The following is a 22,839-nucleotide window of genomic DNA, read 5'->3' on the forward strand; positions in this document are numbered from 1 at the left end:
AACGGGCTGGCATAGAAAAACTCGTCGACAGGGGAAATGCGTTCGCGCCTTGGGAGGAGCTGCGTACATCCTCGTTCGTAGCTGCCAGCATAGAAAAAATGGGAGGAAAACCGTGAAATTGCCGAAGACAATTGCGGTACCTGAATGGCCTTCGTCCGGCAGAGCCAGCCGGACGAAATCGCCAGATCATGAGCTAATCGCCATCGGGCGTCGTGTGCTGGACATGCATCCACGCGACCTCGTTTGCCAAACCCCGTCCCGCCACAGCCACGCTCTGCATGGCGACATCTGCGGCTCGGGGAGCCACCCTTCACTTGCTTCGCGCGAAATGGTGTCAGTATGAATATTCCCTCTCTCACGGAAACCGGTCGGCGCAGGAAACTCGAACCTGTCCTGCACAAGGCGGTTATCACCCTTTCAGCCCTGTTTGCGCTATGGGTGATCTACGCGAATCTCTTTGTGATCTCGGACCCCCTGATCCTCGGCATCCTGTTCGTCTCGGGTATCTACACCATTCTCTTTCTTGCGATCGGGGCGACATCCAGGGCGGGGGATAAAATAGCCTCTTATGACTGGGCCCTGTCCGCACTCAGCCTGGCATGTGGCATCTATTTCTTCGTCAATGCCGGTGCCATATCAGAGCGGATCAGCCTGCTCGACCAGTTCACGCCCGACCAGCTTTTCTTTGGCTCGTCCCTGTTGTTCCTGACGCTCGAGGCAACCCGCCGTACCACCGGTCTGGGGCTGACGGGCGTGGTCATCCTGTTCCTGCTTTACAACCTGTTCGGCTACCTGCTGCCGCCGCCTTTCGGCCACCGGGTCAGCGAGTTCACCTACTTGCTCGATATCCTGGTATTCACGCCCGAAGGTCTGTTCGGCGTGCCGATCCAGGTTGTTGCAAGCTATGTGTTCCTGTTCGTCATGTTCGGAACTTTTCTTGCGAAAGCGGGGGGCGGGGATTTCTTCTTTAACCTCGCCTCTCTGGTGACGGGCCGTGCGCGGGGTGGTCCTGCCAAGATCGCAATCATCTCGTCGGGCCTTTATGGCACGATGTCCGGCAGCCCGACTTCGGACGTGGTTGCCACCGGGTCGATCACGATCCCGGTGATGAAACGGCTGGGGTACAGCGCGCGGTTTGCCGGCGCGGTCGAGGTTGCCGCATCCACCGGTGGCAGTGCGATGCCGCCGATCATGGGGTCGGCCGCGTTCATCATGGCCGAGTATTCCGGTATCTCCTATAACGCGATCGTTCTCGCAGCACTGGCGCCCGCGCTCATCTACTATGGCGGTGTCTTTGCCCAAGTGCACCTGCGGGCCGTGAAGCTGAACCTGCGTCCCTCCGAAGACGAGATACCCACGGCGGCGGAAACCTTCAGGACCGGGTGGGTGTTCCTGTTGCCCATCATCGGTATCGTCGTTGCGCTGATACTTGGCTATTCCCCTACCTTCACCGCCGGTGTGGGTGTCGTTGCGACCATCCTCGCCTCGATGATCCTCAAGGAAACGCGCCTGTCACCCTGGCAGATCGTCGAAGGGTTGGGAACCACGACCCTGCAGATCTTGCCGGTTGCCGGTGCCTGCGCGGCCGCAGGTCTGGTCATTGGCGGGCTGTCCATGACCGGCCTCGGGATGAAGTCGGCAAATGTCATCCTGGAACTCAGCAATGCCCAGCCGATCATAACGCTGGTGATCGCCGCCATCGTCACCATCATTCTGGGCTTGGGTATGCCGACCCCGAGCGCGTATATCCTGGCCGCCGTTCTGGTTGGGCCGGCGCTTGCAAAGCTGGGGTTCCCGACGCTGCCCAGCCAGATGTTCCTGCTCTATTACGCGATCCTTTCGGCCCTTACGCCACCGATTGCCGTTGCCGCCATCGCGGCCTCCGCGATCGCGGACGAGGACCCGTTCAAGATCGCGTTCTCGGCTGTCCGGTTGGCTGTGGTCGGCTTCCTGCTTCCCTTCGCGTTCGTCTGGAATCCGGGAATCTTGCTGGAGTTGGATCCCTTGTCCAACGCGCTCGGGATTTTCGGGGCGGTCGTGGCGACGGGCGCTGTGGCGTTTTCCCTGGAAGGGCTGATCAAGAATCAGCTCAGCTCTTGGGAACGGATTGCGCTGACGATCGCGGCGGTTGGGGCGGTAAGCCCATATCCCGTGGTTGCGATTGTAAGCATCCTCGTGATTGCAGGTTTGATTTTCCGTCAGCTGCAACTTCCGCCGCAGGAAGGCGTTGTTGAGAAAATCTAGGTTTCCGACGAATCTCGAAAACCAAAGTGAATCTGGTGACCGCCCGGAAGGGTGGTCGCCAGGCAAGGAAAACCGAATGGATTTGCAGGCTTAGCTTTGCGAAATAATCTCAATCGAATTGTTGACAGCTATAACTTAGATAGCTAAGATAATCGGCAACAGAACCAAGTCTTGGTCCAAGTTGCGTTACCTGGAGGAAAACACATGCTTACACCTGAAGAGAACGAACTGCTGACGCGCGTGACGGGCGATGCGCCTATGGCGCAGTTGATGCGACAGCATTGGACGCCGGTCTGCCTGATCGAAGAAGTGGCCGAAGCTGACGGTAAGCCCCTCAGGGTCGAAGTTCTTGGTGACAGCTTTGTGGCTTTCCGCGATACGAAGGGGCGTCTTGGCCTGCTTGATGAGCTCTGCCCGCACCGCAAGGCGTCGCTCGTCTATGGCCGGAACGAAGAATGCGGCCTGCGCTGCCTCTATCATGGCTGGAAGATGGACGTGGACGGCAATGTCGTGGCCATGTCCTCGGAGCCCGAAGGCAGCCCGCTGATGGACAAGGTCAAGCACCGTGCCTATCCGGTCCGTGAATGGGGCGGTTTCGTCTGGGCCTGGTTTGGCGACAAGGACGCGATGCCCGAGTTCCAGCCGCCGGCCTTCGCCCCGACCGAGGATACGCCGGTTTCGATCCTGAAGATCCGCGTGCCGGCCAACTGGGCGCAGATTCACGAGGGCCAGATCGACAGCGCGCACTCGTCGTCGCTGCACTCGTCGAACATGGTGCCCGCCCGCGTCGAAGGCGCCTCGGCCGACGATAAGTCCTGGTATCGGCCGTCGACCGACAAATCGCCCCGGATGCAGACCGAGACCACCGGCTATGGCTTTCACTACGCGGCCATCCGCAAGCCGATCAAGAACGCTGCGACGCATAACTACCTGCGTATCACCGAATTCGTCGCGCCCTATTACTCGCTGATCCCGCCGAACAACAACTACAAGGTCGCCAGCGTCATCGTGCCGATCAACGACGATGAAACGGCGTTCCACTTCATCGCCTTCGGCGGCCCGAATGTGCCCACGACTGAGGAATGGCGCAAGTTCGCCCATGCCGTGCCGGGCGTGGACGTGGACCACAAATGGCGCCCCGTCCGCACGCTGGAGAATGACTTCCTGCAGGACCGCGAAAGAATGAAAGAGGGCCATTTCACCGGCGTCGACGGCATCCCGAACGAGGATATCGTGATGTGGGTGTCGATGGGCAGCCGCGTTCAGCGCCACACCGATATCCTTGGTGCGTCGGACCTGGCTATTGTGGAGTTCCGCCGCCTGATGGCGGATGCGGCCAAGAAGGTTGCCGAAGGCGGCCGTGCCATCGGTACCGACTCGGATGTCCCGCAGGCCCGGATTGCCTCGCATGAAGGTGTATATCCCAAGGAAACGGATTGGCGCACGCTGGTCGCTCCGTCGAAATCGACCGAAGCTGCCGAGTAAATCCGCATATTACCTTTCTCGCCCCGCCCGGAAGCACACTTCCGGGCGGGGTCTTTTGAACGCACAGGGCCGCCATCGAAACGTGTCTGAACCCGGCCAGGGCAGCGCTGTGCCGCTCTGCCCCCGGCCGCCGCCCGCGGGCATTCCCCTGAAATACCCCCTGTTGGATTGAACCCCGGGACATGAAGAGAGCCGTCAACATCGAAGACCTCCGCCGCCGGGCCAGATCCCGGTTGCCCAGGGTCGTTTTCGACTATCTCGATGGCGCTGCCGAAGACGAAATCACGCTGACGGCGAACCGGCGCGGTTTCCAGAGTATTCAACTGGTGCCCCGGATTCTCGGGGGTGGGACCGCCGATCTTTCGACGCAGATTCTGGGGCACAGATATGCTGCGCCCTTCCTGATCGGTCCAACCGGCCTGAACGGGATCTACTGGCCGCAGGGCGACTTGCATCTCGCCCGCGCCGCGGCTGATGCAGGTGTGGGGTTTGCCCTGTCCACCGCGTCGAACATGTCGATGGAAGCCATTTCCGCGCAAGTCGATGGGCCGAAATGGTTTCAGCTTTACCCGTGGGGCAAGCCGGATTTTTCGAAATCCCTGCTCGATCGCGCCAGGGCGGCGGGATATTCCGCCCTGATCATCACGCTCGACTCCCTTGTCGGCGGAAAGCGCGAGAGGGATTTGCGGCACGGATTCTCGCATGAGATCAGGATGAGCGCGCCAGTCGTGCTGGATGGCCTGATGCATCCCGGATGGCTGGCATCGGTCTGGCTGGGCCGGAGCCGGCCAAGGTTCGAGAACCTGGTCGCGTTCCTTGGCGACGGGGCAAGCGACAAGGAACTGGCCGATTTCACGCGCTCTCAGCGAAACCCGCATTTCTCGTGGGAGGACGTGAGGCGCATCCGGCGGCAATGGGACGGGCCTTTGCTGATAAAGGGTGTCATGTGCGCCGAAGATGCGCTGCGCGCCCGGCAGGAAGGGGCCGATGGCGTCATCATATCGAATCACGGGGGGCGGCAGTTGGATGGGGCGCCTGCGACGATCTCGGTCCTGGAGGAAATCGCCGGGTGTCTCGACGATGGCGCGACCGTTTTGCTGGACGGTGGCATCAGGCGGGGCAGCGATGTCGTGAAGGCGCTGGCGCTCGGCGCGCAAGGCGTTCTTTTGGGGCGTGCAACGCTGTATGGGTTGGCGGCAGGCGGATACGACGGCGTTGCGCGGGCGCTTTCGATGCTCGCGGACGAAATGCAAAGAACGATGATCTTCACCGGCTGCGGATCGACAGATGACCTGGGACCGCACAACATCGCGCGGCCATGCCGGGAAAGAGATCGCGCATCGCCCGAAAGGGAATAACAACATATTGTCCGACAACGCATAAATCATCGCTGCGCCAGCCAGGCGGGCGGTTGACAACATCTACTTAGCTATCTAATTTGATTTGGTGCTGCGAACAAACCGGGAGGACTTCATGGAGCAGATCAGGATGCGCGTCGCAAAGCGACGCGATTTGACTCCGAGCATTTCAGAATTCACGTTGGTGCCGGTCGATCAGGTGGACCTCCCGGAATTTGCGCCCGGTGCGCATGTCACGATCGAGACACCTTCGGGTGCGATGCGGCGCTATTCGCTCGTGAACGACGGTACCGAACCCAAGGAATACGTCATTGCCATCAAACGCGAGCCGGAATCGCGGGGCGGGTCTTCGTCGATGCATGACGAGGCGCACGAAGGCTATGAACTGACCATCGAGCCGCCCGAGAACGATTTTCCGCTGACCGATGTCCAGAAATACCTGTTGATCGCCGGCGGGATCGGCGTCACGCCGATTTACGCGATGGCGCGTTACCTCGACAAGAAGGGCAAGGCGCTCCGCATCATCTATGTCAGCCGGAGTGCTGAAGAATCTGCCTATCTCGCCGAGCTGAACGAGGCGTTCGACGGGCGGATCATTGTTCATCATGACAACGGCAATCCCGATGATGTCTATGATTTCTGGGACGATTTCGTCACGCCCCGGGCAACCCATGTGTTCTGTTGCGGCCCGAAGCCCCTGATGGAAGAGATCAAGGCGGTTTCCGGCCATTGGCCGGAAGGGCGCATTCACTTCGAAGACTTCAAGCCGGTCGATGTGGTCCGTGAGGACGATGTCGCGTTTGAAGTCGAGCTGAAGAAAAGCGGCGAGACGGTTACGGTTCCCGAAGACCGCTCGATCCTCGAGGCGCTGCGCGATGCTGGTCATGCGACAAGCAGTTCCTGCGAAAGCGGCACCTGCGGCACCTGCAAGACCCGTCTGCTCGCGGGCGATGCGGATCACCGCGACATGGTTCTGATGGACGAGGAAAAAGGCGATTTCATCATGATCTGCGTATCGCGGGCCAAGTCGGGGAGGCTGGTTCTTGACCTCTGATCCCGTTCGCCTTGGCGTTGCGGGGCTTGGGCGCGCTTTCATGCTCATGGTGCCCACGTTCGATGCTGATCCGCGCGTAAAACTGGTCGCCGCCGCCGCCCCCCGGCAGGAAAGCCGTGACGCTTTCGAGCGGGAATACGGCGGCACGGGGCACGAAACGATCGAGGCGCTGTGTGCCGACCCCGCGGTCGAGGCGGTTTATATTGCAACCCCGCACCAGATGCATGTGGATCATGTGTTGGCCGCGGCGAAGGCCGGCAAGCATATCCTTGTCGAGAAACCGCTGGCCATTTCCATGGAAGATGCCGACCGGATGGTCAGCGCGGCGCGCGATGCGGGTGTTCACCTGATCGTCGGGCCCAGCCACAGCTTCGACCCGCCCGTGGACCTGGCCGCGCGACTGATCGAAAGCGGTGAGTTCGGCCAGCTGCGGATGATCCAGGCCCTGAACTATACCGATTTCCTGTACCGTCCCCGGCGTCCCGAGGAATTGCGGACGGAAGAAGGCGGTGGCGTTCTGTTCAGCCAGGCGATTCACCAGATCGACGTCGTTCGGCGGCTTGCCGGCGGAATGGCCGAGAACATCTTTGCCATGACCGGCGCCTGGGACCCCAAGCGCCCCACCGAGGGGGCGTTTACCGCCCTCATGACGTTTCAGGGCGGCTGTTTCGCCAACCTGACCTATTCCGGCTATGCGCATTTCGACAGCGACATCTGGATGAACGACGTCGGGGAACTGGGCCAGGTCAAGAAGGCCGGGTCTTATGGCGGTGCGCGCCGCGCGCTGATGGACCTTAACCCCGACGACGAGGCGCGCCTCAAGACGACGCGCACCTTCGGCAGTGGCACGACGGTCGACGCGGCGCATAACGAACATTTCGGGCCGGTGATCGCGCTTTGCGACCGTGCCGATCTGAAGTTGACCCCGGACGGGATCGAGGTTTTCGGCGATACCGAGCGCAGCTTCATCGAAGCGCCCTTTGGCCCTGCGCCGCGCCGAACGGTGATCGACGCGCTGGTCGGTGCCGTCCGTAACGACGAGCCGCCCGCCCAGACGGGTGAATGGGGCCTCGCAAGCCTCGAGGTTTGCCACGCAATCCTGCAGTCCGCCGCATCCGGCCAGCCGGTCGCGCTGCAGCGCCAATGCAGAACAAGTCAACAGGAGCCGACAGAATGACCAATCTCAACCTTTCCCTGGCGATGGGAAACTATGACCGGACGCGCGCAATCGTCGATGGTCGTGTGCAGATCGACGGGGTCGATCCCATCCCGATGCTGCTGTCGCCGGAAGAGATGTTCTTTCGCGCCTTCCGGCATCAGGCCTTCGATATCAGCGAGCTGTCGCTCTCGTCCTATTCGATTTCCGTCGCGCGCGGCGATGCGCATTACGTCGCCATTCCGGTCTTTCTTAGCCGCGCGTTCCGCCACACCTCGGTCTATATCCGCACCGACAAGGGCATCGAAAAACCCGAAGACCTGAAAGGTAAGCGTATCGGCATCGCCGAATACCAGCTTTCCGCAAACGTCTGGGTGCGCGGTATCCTCGAGGAAGATTACGGCGTGAAGCCGTCCGATATCGTCTGGGTTCGCGGTGGCATGGACACGCCCGGCCGGCCCGAGAAGATCAAGGTGCAGCTGCCGGACGATATCACGATGGAGGATGCGCCCGAAGGCAGCACCCTGAACGGGATGCTGGCCGCGGGCGAGATCGACGGCTTCGTCGGTCCGCGCTGGCCGCGCTGCTTCTCGGAAGGTCATCCCAATGTGGGGCGCCTTTTCTCGGACAGCATCGGCGCTGCCGAGGATTATTTCCGCCGCACCAGTATCTTCCCGATCATGCATGTTCTGGGTGTTCGCCGTAGCCTGGCCGAAGAGTATCCGTTCCTGCCCGCCGCCCTGCTCAAGGCGTTCACCCAGTCGAAACGCCTGGCCGAAGATGCGCTGTCGGACACATCGGCCACCAAGGTCACCATGCCCTTTGTCGAGGACAACCTGAACCGCGTGCACGCGCTGATGGGCAACGATCCGTGGAGCTATGGCGTGGCCGCCAATGCCGGCGTTCTGGACAAGTTCCTCGACTATCACGCGGCGCAGGGTCTGTCGCCGCGTCGCGTCAAGATCGAGGAACTGTTCCACCCGTCCACACTGGAAGCGTACAGTCTTTGAGGGGAGTGTCGAAAATGGAAGAATATGCACCCGGCGACATAGTCGAAGTCAAAACGGACAAGGGGCTGGCCTATCTTCAGGTCACCCATACCCATGCCAGCTATCCCCCCGTTGTCAGGTTCCTGACCGGACCGCACAAGAACCGGCCGGAGAACGTGACGGTACTGACCGGCAGCGCAGAGGGCCCCCTGGCGATGGTTCCGCTGTCCGGCGTCCTTCGGAAGTTGAACCTTGCGCATGCGAAAGTGGGCACGGCCGAGATTCCACAGGGCGAGCGAAAGTTCCCCACGTTCCGTATGCCTGTTCGGGACAAGCAGGGCGAGATCATCTATTGGTGGTTCTGGGACGGGCAGGGGCTGACCTATTCCTCCGAACTCACGGAACCCCAGAAAAAGCTGCCCTTGCGCGAGGTGATGTCGTCCGAGAGATTCCTCGAACAATTGCTGGTCGATGCGAAATAGCCCTCTGACCTCTGCAGATCGCCGCCGATGATCGCTGTCTTCGGCGGATTGCTGGCTGCTTTCGGGGCCCTTTGCTACGCATTCAGCTCGGTCGCAATCGCCAAGAGTTCCCAGTCCGCGCGGGGGCGGGGCAACGACGTGCTTTTGTCCGTCGTCATGACCGCCGCGGTTTCAGGGATGCTTTGGCTTTTGATCGGGCCCCCGCTGCCGGATTACGAAAAGGTCGTGCTTGTCGGCGTCGGCTATTTCGTGTTCGCGGGTCTTCTGGGAAATGTCATAGGCCGGCTGACGCTGTTCCGGTCGGTCGAACTGGCGGGCGCGATCGAGACCGGATTCATTCGGCGGCTGATCCCGGTCTTCGCCGCGATCTTTGCCTTCCTGTTCCTTGGTGAGGTCATCACCGCAACCATCGTGATTGCCTTTCTTCTGGTGACTTGCGGTGTCCTGATCATGCTTGCGAACTCCTCGGCGAAAGTTACGGTTGCCAGCGATGTGTCGCCTCGTAACCCGGTGGATAAAACCAAGGGGCGCGCACTGGCGATCGGGTCGGCAGCCGGTTATGGCGGGTCTTTCGTGGCGCGAAAGCTGGGGATGCAGACATTGCCCGATCCGCTGGCCGGTGTGTTCATCGGCGCGCTGACCGGCCTGTTGTGGTTCGCGGTTTCCGCCGTGCTGCGCATTCGCCCCCGGCATCATCCGCGCGAGTTGCTGCAATGGCCGAGCGGGTGGCAGTTCCTGGCGGCCAGTTCGATGACGATTGGTCAGGTGGCGCTGTTCTTTGCGCTGATGCTGACCAATGTGACGGCCGTTGCGATCATTTCTTCGGTCGAGATGTTTTTCGCGGCCTGGCTGGCCGGATACATCTTCAAGACCGAAAGCCGCCCGGGTGGCCAGTTCTACGTGGCGTCCATTCTGGCCGCGACGGGCGTCATCCTGCTGGCCGTGGCACCCGCGTTGTCATAGCGGCCCGTTCACGCATTTCCGGGCGGGTCGTCGGGGGTCACCCCTGACGGTTCATTCGTCCCCGGACAGGTTCTCGATCATCTTGTCCAGCGCCAGGAACAACTGGAAAAGTTCCCCTTCGTCCAGATTCCGCGACGCGCGATCGGCGATGCTCCTGGCCGAGGTCATGGCCTGGTCGATTTTCGCGTGGCCCTCATCCGTCAGGCTGACAATGATCACCCGCCTGTCCTTTGGGTGACGTTCGCGCAGGATCAGGTTTCTTTGGGCAAGCTCGTCCAGAACCCGTGTCGACGATGCCTTTTCGATACCTAGCAGGGCCGAAAGCTCCGACTGGCTGGCATGGCCTTCCTCTCGCAGGGTTCTGAGGTGGATATATTGCGCCATGCTGAGGTCGAACTCGACCAGCAGCTTCTGCAACAGCTTCCCATATAGGTGATAGGCAAGGCGAAGCGACGCGCCAAGGCCGCGCTTGTAAGAAGGGGATTTGGCTATGTCTTTGGTATCCAACAATAGTTTGACCCCTCAACTTCTTGACGGAGACTAACGACTTCCTTATAGTAAGACAATCTTACTAAATTGCAGAGTAAGACGGGATTACCGAAAAAGGAGGAGCTTTCATGGCTGAAAAACTACTGTGCGCTTCGTCGGATATCAGCGACACGACCGCCAGGATCTGCGAGGTCGAGGGGGTCGAGATCGGTGTCATCCGGCACAAAGGCACGATCGTGGCCTATCGGAACGTATGCCCCCATCAGGGAGGTCCGGTCTGCGAAGGGTTGAAAATGCCCCGGGTCTGCGTCGAGTTCGACGAACAGCGACGCCCCCTCAGACAGAACTTTGACACTGCCGAAATGCACTTCGTGTGCCCCTGGCATGGTTGGGAATTCAAGATCGAAACCGGAGAAGCCGTCGGCGACTCCAAGATTCGTCTCAGCCGCTACAAGGTGGTTGAGCGGGATGAGAACGTTTATGTCGAAATTTGAAAAAATGACCGCTGATACGCAAGCTGTGGACGCATCCGTTGATGGCGTTCTTCGCGCTCTTCGCTCGCCCGGGAACGACGGCATGAGCCTTGAGCAACTGCAAGCCCTGTTCGCCGAAGTCGTGCGCGCCTACGCGCATCTTCGTGAAAGCGACAAGGAATTGGCCCCTTTTCCGAGCAATAGCGATGTCTCGGCGACGGAAGTTGCAATTGCCGCCACCGGGATACTCGAAGCCGCCGACATGGCCGCATTCGAGCTGGGTATGTGGCAAACGCTAAAGAACTGAAGGTCAGGGGAGGATACTGAATGACACTGACACCCAATTCACCGAACTACAGCTCCGATACCGATCCGGCGATCAAGGAGTTCAACACCACGAAACTGCTGAAGAACGCGCGCAAACAGGCTGAGGACCGGAACTACAAGGACTTCTTTATTTGTGATGTGGACAGCCACCACTACGAAACCGAAGCCCTGCCAGAAATCCTTCAATACATGGACGACCCGGTGCTGCGCCATCTCGGCATGTCGGCGGGTAATGTCGGTCGTGCGGGCCTGATCCCCCAGGCGATCGGCTCACAGGACATGGCCGGACGCGTGACGCGCTATGCCGGCCGCAACAAAGAGGTCGTGCCCGAAAAGCCGCACCGCGACATCACGCTGACCCGGCGCTGGATGGACGCCATGGGTGTCGACATGGCGTGCCTGTTCCCGACGCCGATGCTGCTGCTGGCGACGCATCCACAGCCCGAGGTCGAGGTGGCGATGGCGCGGGCCTATAACCGTTGGCTTTGCGAGCGGATTCTCGAAGAAGACAAGCGCATCGTCTCGATGGTCTATCTTCCGATGAACGAGCCGCACGAGGCCGAGAAGATGATCGACGAATTCGCCGAACGCAAAGGCGTCGTCGGTTTCCTGTCCACGGGCTACCTGAAGCGTCCGGTGCATGACAACGTCAACATGCGCATCTACGCCAAGCTGGAAGAGCACGGTATGCCGCTGGGCTTCCATGCGGCCTATCACTGGGCGGATTCGTCTCTTGCGCAGCTGAACAAGTTTATCTCGGTTCATGCGCTGGGCTTCAGTTTCTGCAACATCATCCACATGACCAACTGGGTGCTGAACGGTATGCCCGAGCGGTTCCCCAAGCTCAAAACGATGTGGATCGAAAGCGGCCTTGCGTGGATTCCGTTCCTGATGCAGCGGTTGGACAACGAATACATGATGCGCACCTCGGACGCTCCGCTGCTGAAGAAAAAGCCGAGCGATTACATGCGCGAAATGTTCTATTCGTCGCAGCCCATCGAGCTGGTCGACAACAAGGAAGCCCTGGAAGTCACGTTCAAGATGATCAACGCTGAATCGCAGCTTCTGTATTCGTCCGACTATCCGCACTGGGACATGGACCTGCCGAGCACGATCTACGACATCCCTTTCCTGGGCGAAAAGGCCAAGAGGGATATCCTGGGCGGCAACGCGCAAAAGCTGTTCAATCTCGATCCGGTGATGTCGGATTGGAAGCTTGAGGCACGCAAGGCCGGCTGACGCCGGTCGGCGCGGCCCGGTTGCGTACCGGGCCGCGCCATCGTCGCAGGGCGCGACGAACTGGGTAAACCCCGCCAGATTGACAAACATAGACCTCTAAGTTATTGTCGCGCAAAGGCCGCTCACTGGCCGAAAAGCGAGAAAAAACATGAGCATAAAAAACCTCCTGCTTGCCCATACCGGAAGCTCCGGTTTCCCGAGCAGCTTGCGCCATGCAGTGAAGATCGCCGCCCGACATGAGGCGTGGCTGACCGGAGTTTACGGCAACACGTCGTCCTATTTCGATCAGGCCATTGGCCTGACGGAAGACCTGCGTGAAAAGCTCGGGTCAATTCGAAACGAACGGATCGAGGCGTCGCGCCAGTTGTTTCAGGACGAGGTGACAGCGGCGGGGATCGAAAGCCGCTCGCAGTTTCTCGTGCCCGAGATGGTTGGCAAGGTCGCGCTGACGGAAATCGCGCGGAGTTTCGATTTCGTCATAACAGGCTACCAGCCCCGGCTGCCCACGGATGAGTTCCGCGCCGCCAGCCCCGACCTGGTGGCGCTGCAAAGCGGCCGCCCGGTTCTCGTGGTGCCGGATGGGTATGAATCACAGGGCTTGGCAGATCATGCCATCGTTGCCTGGGACGGTAAGCGGTCGGCCGCGAGGGCGCTCAACGATGCCATGATGATCCTGGAAGAAAAGCCCAGGAAAGTCTCGGTCGTCACGGTTGGCGACACGTTGCACGAGCTGCCCCCCGGCACCGGCATCCTGGCGCATCTGGAACGTCACGGCATTCAGGCCGAACATCTCAAACGGCAGAGATCCGGCCGGAAAATTGCCGATGTGATCGAGGATACCGCAACCGAAATCGGCGCGAAGCTGATCGTCATGGGCGCGTATGAGCACAGCAAGTTTTCTCAGGACCTGTTCGGCGGGGTAACGCACCAGGTGCTGCGATCGGCAAAAGTGCCGGTGTTCATGTCCCACTAAGCCGGCTCCGGCATAAGGCGGCGCCTTGGGTTTCGCTGCCCGACAACGCGCGGGCTGTAATCGGCCCAGCATTGTCCGCCGCGACATCCGGGCGTTCTTACTCTGCCCGGGGCCACTGGAATCCAGTCGGCTTCATGTCGGGCGATATGCGTCTGTGGGCTCCCTATATTATTGTTTTCACAAAATCTTCCGACATGCGTTTGGCGCAAGCGGGCCGGCGCCTGTCACCTGATCTCTGTATATTAGGCATTAAAACTGGACAATTGTCCGTATTTTTTGTCATGCTCGCCGGTGAAGGCCGCATGACAGATTCGCCGTGGCGTGGCCCCGGCGAATGGTGACGCGGTTGAGGAGGGTCGGGGAGGGCCATGTATAATTCGTTCGCACGGAATGCCGGAACAGCAACTGCGGCGGTTTGACAGGTTTCGCTGACGCCGTATTGGCCGTGAACTCCGGGACCGATGTCGCCTGTGCAAAGGGCGTTTTCGTTTCACCAATTTTCACACTGGGAGAACTACATGCTTGGCTCAATGATGAAGAAAGAGCTGCTGATCAGCGACCTGATCGTGCACGCCGAAAATTACCACGGCGATACCGAGATCATTTCGCGGGAAACCTCGGGTGAGATGAATGTCACGACCTGGGCCGAAACCGGGGTCGCATCGCGCAGGCTGGCCTCGGCCCTTGCCGGGCTGGGGCTTGCGCAGGGCGACCGTGTCGCCACGCTGGCCTGGAACAATCACCGCCACCTGAAGATCTGGTTCGCGGTGTCCGGCGGCGGATATGTCTGCCATACGCTGAACCCCCGGCTGTTCCCGGAGCAGTTCATTTTCATATGCAATGACGCGACCGACAAGGCGATCTTCTTCGACAAGACATTCATGCCGCTGATCACCGGCACCCGTGATCATCTGACGACCATTGAGCATTTCATCTACATGGGCGCGCGCGACCCCGAGGTGGCCGAGGCTGTTCCCGGCGTTCTTTTCTTCGACGAACTGATCGAAACCGGGGACGCAGGATATACTTGGCCGCAATTCAGCGAGGATACGCCCTGTTCGCTCTGCTACACCTCGGGCACGACCGGCCATCCCAAGGGCGTGCTTTATTATCACCGTTCGACGATGTTGCACACGATGTCGATCGCGCAGCCCGACGGTCTGTCGCTTTCGGCGCGCGAAACGGTGCTGCCGGTGGTTCCGATGTTCCACGCGAACGCCTGGGGCATTCCCTATGCGACGGCGATGACCGGGGCCAAGCTGGTGATGCCTGGGCCGGGGCTGGATGGCGACAGCCTGCTTGATCTGATCGACACGCACAAGGTCACGCTGGCGCTTGGGGTTCCGACGATCTGGCAGATGCTGCTGGCCTCGGCGGCGAAATCCGGGTCCAGGATGGAAAGCCTGAAACGCAACGTGATCGGCGGATCGGCGGCGGCCCCGTCGATGATTGCCACTTTCCGCGAGAAATACGATTGCGAAACGATCCATGCCTGGGGGATGACGGAAACCAGCCCGCTGGGCACGGCGAACCACCTCAAGGCGAAACATGCCGGCCTTGTCCCGGACGAGGCCGCCGCGCTGCGCGTGGGGCAGGGGCGTCCGCCCTTCGGGATCGAGATCCGCATCGTCGACGACGCAGGCACCCCCCTGCCGCATGACGGCAAGACCGAAGGCGCGCTTCAGGTGCGTGGCCATTGGGTTGTCGAAACCTATTTCGGCCAGGCCGAGACCGCCTTGACCGAAGATGGCTGGTTCGATACCGGCGATGTCTCGACCATCGACGCCGACGGGTTCATGGTGATCCGCGACCGCACCAAGGACATCATCAAATCGGGGGGCGAATGGATTTCCTCGGTCGATCTGGAAAACATCGCCGTGGCGCATCCCGGCATCGCCATGGCCGCGGCCATCGGCGTGAAACACCCCAAATGGGACGAGCGCCCGGTGATCGTCGCGGTCAAGGCCGAAGGCGCCGACCCGTCCGAGCAGGAGATACTCGACCTGTTCGAGGGCAAGGTCGCCAGGTGGCAGATCCCCGACAAGGTGATCTTTACCGACGCGATCCCGATCAATGCGACGGGCAAGATGCTCAAGAACAAGCTGCGTGACCAGTTCGGCGGTATCTTCTCGAAAGAGGTGGCCTGACATGGAAGGCGCGCAACTAAGCCTGCAGGATCAGGATACCCTGTACGCGGGGTATGAAACCGCGCTGGCCGAACTGGACGCGGCCAAGGATGCGTGGGCCCAAACCCCCGTGCCTGAACGGATCGCCCTGCTGGCCGCGATGAAAGACGGGATCATGGCCGTGGCGCGGGACTGGGCCGAAACCTCGGCCCTCAAGAAGGGGCTGACCCCCGATATGCCGGTCTCGGGCGAGGAATGGATCGCCGGCCCCTATGCGACGATGGCCGGGGCGAATGCGCTCATGCATACGCTGAGCCAGATGGATGGCAAACGCTTCGTCGATCATCTGCCCACGCGCGAATTGCCCACTGGCCAGACCGCCGTAAAGGTGCTGCCGCATTCGCTCTGGGATCGCCTGCTGCTTTCCGGGATTTCCGCCGAGGTGTGGATGCAACGGGGCGTGACACCCGCCAACCTGAAGAAACACGCGGCCATCGTCTATGACCAGCCGGAAAGCAAACGCAAGGGCAAGGTCGCGCTGATCCTCGGGGCGGGCAACGTGGCGGCGATCACACCGCTGGACGTGTTGCAAAAGCTGTTCCTGGAAAACCAGGTGGTCATCCTCAAGATGAACCCGGTCAACGATTACCTGACCGGGTTTTTCGAAATGGCGATGAAACCCTTTATCGACATGGATGCCCTGCGCATCGTCAAGGGCGACGCGGCGGGCGGGGCCTATCTGTGCGAACATCCCATCGTGGAAGAGCTGCACATCACCGGCTCGGACAAGACCCACGATGCGATCGTCTGGGGTGTGGGCGACGAGGCCGACAAGAACCGGGCCGCGGGTACGCCGAAGAACGCCAAACGCTTTACCTCGGAACTGGGCTCGGTCTCGCCGACGATCGTCGTGCCGGGGCCCTGGTCGGCGGCCGATATCCGCTTTCAGGCCGAAAACATCGCCACGATGAAACTGCACAATTCCGGCCATAACTGCATCGCCACCCAGGCGCTGATCATGCCGAAGGGTTGGGCCAGGGGTGGCGCGCTGCTGGCCGCGCTCAAAAAGGTGGCGGCGCAATCGCATCGCCCGGTCTGGTATCCCGGTGCGGAGCAGCGGCTGGAGCACTACGAGATGTGCGGCGGGCAGGTGCAGAAGGTGCCGCGCGGCGACAAGGCGCCGCCGCTGGTGATCGGGCAGCTTGGCGAAGACGGCTATAACCGCGAACACGAGGTCTTTGGCCCCGCCATGGGTGTGCGTGAACTGGATGCCCCGGATGCCGAGACCTATCTGCGCGCCGCCATCGACTATGCCAATAACGAGCTTTGGGGCACGCTGGGCGCGAATATCCTGATCCATCCGCGCACAATCCGGCAGATCGGGCGCCGGCGGTTCGAAGAAATCCTTGCCGGGCTGCGCTATGGCACGATCGGCGTGAACGGCTGGTGCGGCCTGGGCTTCCTGATCCCCGCATGCCCCTGGGGGGCCTATCCGGGCCATACGATCGAGGATGTGCAATCGGGCATCGGCACCGTGCACAATGCGTTCATGCTCGAAAACACCGAACGCACCATCGTGACGGCGCCATGGCGGCCCTTCCCGCGCGGGCTGCTGTCGCTGCAGTTCACCCTGCTGCCAAAGCCGCCGTTCTTCATCACGAACCGCCGCCAGCACAGGATCGGGCGGCTTCTGACAGGGTTCCAGTACAAACCCGACTGGACGAAACTACCGAGTATCCTGATCAACGCCTTGCGGGGGTGACGCCGATACCGTCCCGTCAGGACGGGTCGGTCACGTTCAGGGGATGGTGCGGTGTCGCGCGAAAGCGGTTGGCATAGTCACGATAGGTCGGCAGCGTCAGCGCCAGCATCTTGCGCTTGCGGTCGTCCATTGCCCCGATGGCACGCGCCGGGCGCCCGGCCCAGACCTGACCGCTGGTCAGCCGCTGGCCGGGTTCGGTCTGTGTTCCGGCCGCAACCAGAACGTCGCTTTCCACCACCGTTCCCGGCGCGATCAGCGAGCCGATGCCGACCAGGCTGCCGCTTTCGATGACGCAATCGGTCAGCGTGACGTTATGGCCGATGGTCACGTCCGGGCCGATCACGACCTCGCCCGCCTCGCAGGTGACAAGGCTGTTGTCCTGAACATTGGTGCCGTCGCCGATGACGATGCGGTGCCCGCCTGCATCGAGGCGACACCCATACCAGATGCCCACGCCTTCGCCGACCTCGACAGTGCCACGCACGCGCGCCGAGGGCGCCACAAAGCAATCGAGGCTGGTTTGCAGGCCGCCATCGTCCTGCGGCTTTGCCCCCTCGTTGCGGATGCGCTGGTGATAGGCGGCAAGCTCGGGCTCCGTCACGCGGGCCACCGGCTTTGCCGGGCTGCCGGAATAGAGCCACCCGCCTTCCAGCTCGCTGCGCGGGAACACGATAGAGCCGGCGGAAATCACCGCTCCCGGCCCGATCCGCGAACCGTCGAGGATCACGGCCTCGCGCTCGATGACGCAGCCGTCGGCCACGGTGCAGGCATGTATTACCGCGCCTTGCCCGGCAGTCACCCGGTTGCCGATATGCGTGGGATAGACGTCATGCGCGATATGCACCGTCGCATGGGCGCCAAGGTGGAAATCGTCGCCGATCTCGACATAGTGCCCGTCCGCGCGGATGACCGACCAGGGGCCAAGCCAGGCACCGCTGCCCAGCGTTGCACGGCCCAGAACGACGGCACCTTCCCCGGCAAATGCCGGATCGCCGCCAAAGGCCGGTGATGTACCGTTATAGGCGGCACTCATGGGTTCGAGATGGTCAGCCAAGGGATGTCTTTCTTTTCCTGTGGTAACGGTCTTGCGTATCACGGCCGCGCCGGACGCCGCTACCGTAACGCCGATCCCCTGCGCGGGAAAGAGGCGCCGCCCGGCCTGTGTTCCGGCGGCGCCCCACCTTGTCAGAAGACCGGGGTTTCGCGGTAAACGCCCCAGATGCCTTTCAGCTTTTCGACGATGTCGCCCATGGTCGCGCCTTCCTTCACCAGTTCGATGGTGACCGGCATGATGTTGGCGCTGTCGTCCTTTGCGACCTCGACCAGCCTGTCGAGCAGCGCCTGCACCCTGGCCTCGTCGCGGTTGGCGCGCACCGATTGCGTCCGGTCGATCTGGCGCTTGGCTGTCGTTTCGTCATAGGGATGCACCTCGATCTTGACGCCGGTTTCATCCACGACATAGCGGTTCACGCCGATCACCGGCTTTTCGCCCGATTGCTTCCGCAGCGCGGTTTCATAGGCGAAATCGGCGATATGCTTCTGGAACCAGCCTTCCTCGATCAGCTTGATGGTGCCGCCGCGCTCCTCGACCTCGTCGAGCACCTCAAAGATCTTCTTCTCGTAATCATTGGTCAGGCTTTCGACGAAATACGATCCCCCCAGCGGGTCCACAACCTGCGTCACGCCGGTTTCGTCCGCGATCACCTGCTGGGTGCGCAGCGCCAGTTGCATGGCGTTTTCGGTCGGGATGGCAAAGGCCTCGTCATAGCCGTTGGTGTGCAGCGATTGCGCCCCGCCCAGAACCGCGGCCAGCGCTTGCGTCGTGGTGCGCATCACGTTGACCATGTATTGCGGCTTGGTCAGCGAGGCGGCAGCTGTCTGACAGTGAAAACGCAGGCGCATCGACTCGGGCTTTTTCGCGCCAAAGCGTTCCTTCATGATCTTGGCATAGACCCGGCGCAGGGCGCGGAACTTGGCGACCTCTTCGAAGAAATCGGCCTGGCAGACGAAGAAAAAGGCCAGCCGCGGCGCGAAATCGTCGATATCGACGCCGGTTTTCAGCACCTCTTCGACATAGACGATCAGGTTCGCCATGGTAAAGGCCGCCTCGTGCAGCGGCGACGAACCGGCCTCGGAGATGTGATAACCCGAGATGTTGATCGGGTTGTAGCGTTTCATCGTCTTCGTGGTGTGACCGATGATGTCGCGCACGATGCGGACCGAGGGCGCGATGGGATAGATGTATTCCTTTTGCGCCATGTATTCCTTGAGGATATCGGCCTGAACCGTGCCCGAGACCTTGTTCAGGTCATAACCGCGCTCTTCGCAAAGCGCGATATACATCGCCAGCAGGATCCACGCGGTCGGGTTGATGGTCAGCGAGACCGAGATGTTTTCCAGGTCGATCCCGTCCAGCAGCGCGCGCATGTCGGCCAGCGTGTCGATGGCCACGCCCTCGCGGCCGACCTCGCCGTCCGACATCGGATGGTCGCTGTCATAGCCCATCAGCGTCGGCATGTCGAAATCGGTCGAGATCCCGGTCTGGCCCTGTTCGATCAGGAACTTGAACCGCTTGTTGGTATCTTCGCCGGTGCCGAAACCGGCGATCTGGCGCATGGTCCAGTTGCGGCCGCGATACATGGTCGGATAGGGGCCGCGGGTAAAGGGATACCGGCCCGGCAGGCCGATATCCTCGGCCGGCGTGTCGGCGATGTCGGCGGCGGTATAGGTGCGCTTGACCGGAAAGTCGCCAAGGGTAAAGAACTGTTCCTTGCGCTCGGGCGCGCGGGCGACAAAGTCGGCGACTTCGGTTTTTTCCCAGTCCTCGACCGCCTTTGCGATATCTTCGGGGCTGGCTTTCGAGATGGATTCAGACATGGGTTTTCTCCGTCGAGAAGTGTTTCACGATGCCGCTTGCGGCGGTGTAGGGGTCGGTCTGGCGCGCCGCGACGCGCTTGCCCTCGGGTTCGAACGAGGGGTCGCTGCGCAGCATTTCCAGCATCAGTGCCTCGGCGGCCTTCTTCAGGCGGAACACCGAGATCTGTTCGCGCCGCGCCTGGCCGGCGGGCCCTTCGAGATGGGCAAGATGCCGGGCAAAACCGTCGACGAGCTCGTCAAAGCCCTCGTCGTCGTAGGAACTGGTGCCGATCACCGGCGGCACCCAGCCGCGGGTCAGCGCCCCGCCCAGCCCGTCCTTGAGCATCATCTTTAGGTCGGTCAGCGTGCGGTTGGCATCTGAACGATCGCATTTCGAAACGACATGCAGGTCGGCGATTTCAAGGATACCGGCCTTGATGGCCTGTATCTCGTCGCCCAGCCCCGGTGCCGAAACCACAACGGTGGTGTGCGACGACTTGGCAATCTCGACTTCGTCCTGACCCACGCCCACCGTTTCGATGATGATCTTGTCGAACCCGGCAAGGTCGAGGATGTCGACCACGTCCAGCGCCGCATGGGCCATGCCGCCCACTGCGCCACGGGTCGCCATGGAGCGGATAAAGACATTGGGATCGAGCACAAGGTCCGACATGCGTATCCGGTCGCCCAGGATCGAGCCGCCGGAATAGGGACTCGACGGGTCGATCGCCACCACCGCCACGCGCTCGCCCGCATCGAGCAGCTTGCGCACCAGCTTGGAAACCAGCGTCGACTTGCCCGATCCGGGCACGCCGGTGATGCCGATCACATGGGCGGCGCCCGCGCGCTTGTAGATCTCTCCGATCGCCTCGCGCACCTCGGGCTGGCCCGCCTCGGCGCGCGAGATCAGCCGCGCCACCGCCCAGATCTCGCCGCGCGCGGCGGGCTCGATCAGGTCGAGCGAGGGAATATAGGGTCTTGCCATCAGCCTGATACCTCTTGCTGGCGGCGCTGCATCTCGGCAAAGGCGGCCCGATCGTCGATCACGCGCTTGGCCTTGAAGTCGGTGCGCGGATGGGTGTTTGGCGCCACGATCTCGATCACCGAGCGCAGCCCCAGCATGTTGTGCAGTTGCGTGGCCACCTTTGCGTGAAAGGCCTTGTGCACCTCCGGCCCGCGTGCCCAGCGATCGCCGTCAAGCTCGACCGAGATCATCATCTTGTCCATCGTGCCCTCGCGGGTGATGAAAATGCGATGCTCCCCGCCATAGCCCTCGATCTGGCACAGTGCCGCCTCGATCTCGGATGGATAGACGTTCTCGCCACGGATCGTGATCATGTCGTCGATCCGCCCGATGATACCCATCGGCAGTTGCGGATAGGTCCGGCCGCAGGGCGTTTCGTCGTTCGTCCAGACCGTCAGGTCGCCCGATTCCAGCCGGATCATCGGCTGCGAGGTCCGTTCCAGGTGGGTATAGACCGGCGTGCCGCGCTGGCCATAGGGAACCCGGTGATGGGTGTCGGGATCGCAGACCTCGGTATAGACGATATCCTGCCAGCACAGCATGCCCGGCGTCTCGCGCGAGCCGCCCACATGCATCCAGGGCGTCATTTCGCCCATCGAGCCGCTGTCGAACACCTTGGCCCCGTAAAGATCCTCGATCCGTTCGCGGATCGACGGGATCGAAGCGCCCGGTTCGCCCGAGAAGAACATGTATTTGAGGCCGAACTTGCGCGGGTCGCGCCCGTCCTTGATGGCCGTTTCGGCCAGGTGGATGGCATAGGTCGGCGTGCCGTAGAAGCCGGCGGGCTTCAGGATATCGAGCCACTGGGCACAGCGCGACGACATGCCCGCCGCCCCCGCGCCGAAGGGGAATGCCTTTGCGCCCAGCCGCTCGGCCCCGGCCAGCGCGCCCCAGCTGCCCATGTACAGGCTGAAGATCGCGGCGACGCAGATCGTGTCGCCCGGCCGCATACCCATGGCCCACATGATGCGCGCATGGGCGTTGGCGATGGCCCGCCAGTCGTTTTGCGAGACGCCGAAGGCCGTCGGCCGGCCCGTGGTGCCACTGGTGCCATGAACGTGAAACACCTCGTTCTCGGGCACGCAAAGATAATCGCCGAAGGGCGGATGCGCCTCCTGTGCGGCGCGCAGGTCGGCCTTCTTGACGACGGGCACGCGGCTTTCGAAATCCTCCAGCGATTTCAGCTGCGACGGGTGAAAACCAGCCTCGTCCCATTTCTGCCGGTAGAAGGGGGCGTTCTCGTATGCGTAGGCGCAGACTTCCTGCAGCCGTTTCAGGATCGCGGCCTCGCGGTCGCCCGCTGGCATGGTTTCACGATGGGGAAACCAGTACCGGCTGCCCGCTTCGGGAAGATAGCCGTCGTCGTAGCGCGGCGGAAAGGACCACTGCTCCATCTGCGTGGACATCACCGGGCCCCCCGGGCTTCCACCAGAGAGGTCAGCGTATTGATGATCTGTTGCGGCGGGGTGTCCTGAAGCAGCACCTCGGCCACGCCCATTTTCTTGAGTTCCTCGACATCCTCGTCCGGCATGACGCCGCCGGCGATCACGATCATGTCGCCGACCTTGTGCTGTTCGAGCAGCGCGAAGATCTTGGGAAACACCGTCATCTGCACGCCCGACAGCAGGCTGACGCCAAGCACGTCGACATCCTCCTGCACGGCGGCGGTGACCACCTCCTCCGGCGTGCGGTGCAGGCCGGTATAGACGACATCCATCCCGGCGTCGCGCAGCGTGCGCGCCACCACTTTCACGCCACGGTCATGACCATCGAGGCCAACCTTGGCGAGCAGAACCCGGATCGGTGCGGACATGTTCTCTCCCTTTCATATCCCGTATT

At 61.6% G+C, this 22,839-nt stretch carries 20 protein-coding genes; 14 read left to right on the plus strand and 6 right to left on the minus strand.

Annotated features, from left to right (window positions below):
• The first annotated feature begins 339 nt into the window (after positions 1-339).
• The 8 genes from F3H87_RS07225 to F3H87_RS07260 all read left to right on the plus strand — a co-directional run bounded on the left by F3H87_RS07225 (position 340) and on the right by F3H87_RS07260 (position 9,731).
• On the plus strand, positions 340-2,244 hold the full coding sequence (locus F3H87_RS07225; RefSeq protein ID WP_223228001.1) for a TRAP transporter permease: 1,905 nt from the start codon (positions 340-342) through the stop codon (positions 2,242-2,244).
• A 204-nt stretch (positions 2,245-2,448) separates the two neighbouring features.
• Positions 2,449-3,729, plus strand: coding sequence for a Rieske 2Fe-2S domain-containing protein (locus tag F3H87_RS07230; protein ID WP_149787912.1), 1,281 nt, complete (start codon positions 2,449-2,451; stop codon positions 3,727-3,729).
• Positions 3,730-3,911: 182 nt separating this feature from the next.
• Entirely contained in the window at positions 3,912-5,087 is a 1,176-nt protein-coding gene (locus F3H87_RS07235) for an alpha-hydroxy acid oxidase (protein WP_149787913.1), read from the plus strand.
• A gap of 115 nt (positions 5,088-5,202) precedes the next feature.
• The gene (locus F3H87_RS07240) at positions 5,203-6,141 is read left to right on the plus strand and encodes a PDR/VanB family oxidoreductase (RefSeq protein ID WP_149787914.1); all 939 of its coding nucleotides are present in this window, start codon (positions 5,203-5,205) and stop codon (positions 6,139-6,141) included.
• The gene (locus F3H87_RS07245; protein ID WP_149787915.1) at positions 6,131-7,318 is read left to right on the plus strand and encodes a Gfo/Idh/MocA family protein; all 1,188 of its coding nucleotides are present in this window, start codon (positions 6,131-6,133) and stop codon (positions 7,316-7,318) included. The genes F3H87_RS07240 and F3H87_RS07245 overlap by 11 nt, the downstream gene beginning before the upstream one ends.
• Positions 7,315-8,307 carry an ABC transporter substrate-binding protein gene (locus F3H87_RS07250; RefSeq protein ID WP_188129190.1) on the plus strand — a complete coding sequence of 331 codons (993 nt, stop codon included), beginning with the start codon at positions 7,315-7,317 and terminating at the stop codon, positions 8,305-8,307. The genes F3H87_RS07245 and F3H87_RS07250 overlap by 4 nt, the downstream gene beginning before the upstream one ends.
• Before the next feature lie 14 nt (positions 8,308-8,321).
• Entirely contained in the window at positions 8,322-8,768 is a 447-nt protein-coding gene (locus F3H87_RS07255; protein WP_149787916.1) for a hypothetical protein, read from the plus strand.
• 27 nt (positions 8,769-8,795) lie between these two features.
• Positions 8,796-9,731 (plus strand): DMT family transporter, encoded by a 936-nt coding sequence (locus F3H87_RS07260; protein WP_149787917.1) that lies wholly within the window; start codon positions 8,796-8,798, stop codon positions 9,729-9,731.
• A 51-nt stretch (positions 9,732-9,782) separates the two neighbouring features.
• On the opposite strand, the gene F3H87_RS07265 is transcribed toward F3H87_RS07260, so the two are convergent.
• The gene (locus F3H87_RS07265; protein WP_223228002.1) at positions 9,783-10,241 is read right to left on the minus strand and encodes a MarR family winged helix-turn-helix transcriptional regulator; all 459 of its coding nucleotides are present in this window, start codon (positions 10,239-10,241) and stop codon (positions 9,783-9,785) included.
• A 107-nt stretch (positions 10,242-10,348) separates the two neighbouring features.
• On the opposite strand from F3H87_RS07265, the gene F3H87_RS07270 reads away from it, so the two are divergent.
• From F3H87_RS07270 to F3H87_RS07295, 6 genes are all read left to right on the plus strand, one after another.
• Positions 10,349-10,714: a Rieske (2Fe-2S) protein gene (locus F3H87_RS07270; protein WP_149787918.1), complete on the plus strand. Its 366-nt coding sequence runs from the start codon at positions 10,349-10,351 to the stop codon at positions 10,712-10,714.
• Positions 10,701-11,000 (plus strand): hypothetical protein, encoded by a 300-nt coding sequence (locus F3H87_RS07275; protein ID WP_149787919.1) that lies wholly within the window; start codon positions 10,701-10,703, stop codon positions 10,998-11,000. The genes F3H87_RS07270 and F3H87_RS07275 overlap by 14 nt, the downstream gene beginning before the upstream one ends.
• Before the next feature lie 20 nt (positions 11,001-11,020).
• Entirely contained in the window at positions 11,021-12,259 is a 1,239-nt protein-coding gene (locus tag F3H87_RS07280; protein ID WP_149787920.1) for an amidohydrolase family protein, read from the plus strand.
• 148 nt (positions 12,260-12,407) lie between these two features.
• A complete protein-coding gene (locus tag F3H87_RS07285; RefSeq protein WP_223228003.1) occupies positions 12,408-13,232 on the plus strand; it encodes a universal stress protein in 825 nt (274 codons plus the stop codon).
• A gap of 518 nt (positions 13,233-13,750) precedes the next feature.
• A complete protein-coding gene (locus F3H87_RS07290; RefSeq protein ID WP_149787921.1) occupies positions 13,751-15,379 on the plus strand; it encodes a long-chain-fatty-acid--CoA ligase in 1,629 nt (542 codons plus the stop codon).
• Position 15,380: 1 nt separating this feature from the next.
• Positions 15,381-17,120, plus strand: coding sequence for an aldehyde dehydrogenase family protein (locus tag F3H87_RS07295; RefSeq protein ID WP_149787922.1), 1,740 nt, complete (start codon positions 15,381-15,383; stop codon positions 17,118-17,120).
• 16 nt (positions 17,121-17,136) lie between these two features.
• Here the strand turns inward: F3H87_RS07295 and F3H87_RS07300 are convergent, their stop codons facing one another.
• The 5 genes from F3H87_RS07300 to F3H87_RS07320 form a co-directional block, all read right to left on the minus strand.
• The gene (locus tag F3H87_RS07300; RefSeq protein WP_223228004.1) at positions 17,137-18,174 is read right to left on the minus strand and encodes a gamma carbonic anhydrase family protein; all 1,038 of its coding nucleotides are present in this window, start codon (positions 18,172-18,174) and stop codon (positions 17,137-17,139) included.
• Between the two features lie 131 nt (positions 18,175-18,305).
• Positions 18,306-19,997, minus strand: a complete 1,692-nt coding sequence (locus F3H87_RS07305; protein ID WP_149787923.1) for a methylmalonyl-CoA mutase family protein — start codon at positions 19,995-19,997, stop codon at positions 18,306-18,308.
• Positions 19,990-20,961, minus strand: coding sequence for a methylmalonyl Co-A mutase-associated GTPase MeaB (gene meaB / locus F3H87_RS07310; RefSeq protein ID WP_149787924.1), 972 nt, complete (start codon positions 20,959-20,961; stop codon positions 19,990-19,992). The genes F3H87_RS07305 and meaB overlap by 8 nt, the downstream gene beginning before the upstream one ends.
• Positions 20,961-22,406 carry a phenylacetate--CoA ligase family protein gene (locus tag F3H87_RS07315; RefSeq protein ID WP_149787925.1) on the minus strand — a complete coding sequence of 482 codons (1,446 nt, stop codon included), beginning with the start codon at positions 22,404-22,406 and terminating at the stop codon, positions 20,961-20,963. Before F3H87_RS07315 ends, meaB begins: the two co-directional genes overlap by 1 nt.
• Entirely contained in the window at positions 22,406-22,813 is a 408-nt protein-coding gene (locus F3H87_RS07320) for a cobalamin B12-binding domain-containing protein (RefSeq protein ID WP_149787926.1), read from the minus strand. The genes F3H87_RS07315 and F3H87_RS07320 overlap by 1 nt, the downstream gene beginning before the upstream one ends.
• Positions 22,814-22,839: the final 26 nt, after the last annotated feature.

Source organism: Lutimaribacter pacificus, from assembly GCF_900142185.1.
GTDB classification, from domain to species: domain Bacteria; phylum Pseudomonadota; class Alphaproteobacteria; order Rhodobacterales; family Rhodobacteraceae; genus Lutimaribacter; species Lutimaribacter pacificus.

What these genes read in the sequence shown, in the direction of transcription:
- F3H87_RS07315 (WP_149787925.1), bottom strand. Translation starts at nt 22,406, where the DNA reads ATGTCCACGCAGATGGAGCAGTGGTCCTTTCCGCCGCGCTACGACGAC.
- F3H87_RS07295 (WP_149787922.1), top strand. Translation starts at nt 15,381, where the DNA reads ATGGAAGGCGCGCAACTAAGCCTGCAGGATCAGGATACCCTGTACGCG.
- F3H87_RS07225 (WP_223228001.1), top strand. Translation starts at nt 340, where the DNA reads ATGAATATTCCCTCTCTCACGGAAACCGGTCGGCGCAGGAAACTCGAA.
- F3H87_RS07275 (WP_149787919.1), top strand. Translation starts at nt 10,701, where the DNA reads ATGTCGAAATTTGAAAAAATGACCGCTGATACGCAAGCTGTGGACGCA.
- F3H87_RS07235 (WP_149787913.1), top strand. Translation starts at nt 3,912, where the DNA reads ATGAAGAGAGCCGTCAACATCGAAGACCTCCGCCGCCGGGCCAGATCC.
- F3H87_RS07260 (WP_149787917.1), top strand. Translation starts at nt 8,796, where the DNA reads ATGATCGCTGTCTTCGGCGGATTGCTGGCTGCTTTCGGGGCCCTTTGC.
- F3H87_RS07305 (WP_149787923.1), bottom strand. Translation starts at nt 19,997, where the DNA reads ATGTCTGAATCCATCTCGAAAGCCAGCCCCGAAGATATCGCAAAGGCG.
- F3H87_RS07240 (WP_149787914.1), top strand. Translation starts at nt 5,203, where the DNA reads ATGGAGCAGATCAGGATGCGCGTCGCAAAGCGACGCGATTTGACTCCG.
- F3H87_RS07270 (WP_149787918.1), top strand. Translation starts at nt 10,349, where the DNA reads ATGGCTGAAAAACTACTGTGCGCTTCGTCGGATATCAGCGACACGACC.
- F3H87_RS07285 (WP_223228003.1), top strand. Translation starts at nt 12,408, where the DNA reads ATGAGCATAAAAAACCTCCTGCTTGCCCATACCGGAAGCTCCGGTTTC.
- meaB (WP_149787924.1), bottom strand. Translation starts at nt 20,961, where the DNA reads ATGGCAAGACCCTATATTCCCTCGCTCGACCTGATCGAGCCCGCCGCG.
- F3H87_RS07280 (WP_149787920.1), top strand. Translation starts at nt 11,021, where the DNA reads ATGACACTGACACCCAATTCACCGAACTACAGCTCCGATACCGATCCG.
- F3H87_RS07250 (WP_188129190.1), top strand. Translation starts at nt 7,315, where the DNA reads ATGACCAATCTCAACCTTTCCCTGGCGATGGGAAACTATGACCGGACG.
- F3H87_RS07320 (WP_149787926.1), bottom strand. Translation starts at nt 22,813, where the DNA reads ATGTCCGCACCGATCCGGGTTCTGCTCGCCAAGGTTGGCCTCGATGGT.
- F3H87_RS07290 (WP_149787921.1), top strand. Translation starts at nt 13,751, where the DNA reads ATGCTTGGCTCAATGATGAAGAAAGAGCTGCTGATCAGCGACCTGATC.
- F3H87_RS07255 (WP_149787916.1), top strand. Translation starts at nt 8,322, where the DNA reads ATGGAAGAATATGCACCCGGCGACATAGTCGAAGTCAAAACGGACAAG.
- F3H87_RS07230 (WP_149787912.1), top strand. Translation starts at nt 2,449, where the DNA reads ATGCTTACACCTGAAGAGAACGAACTGCTGACGCGCGTGACGGGCGAT.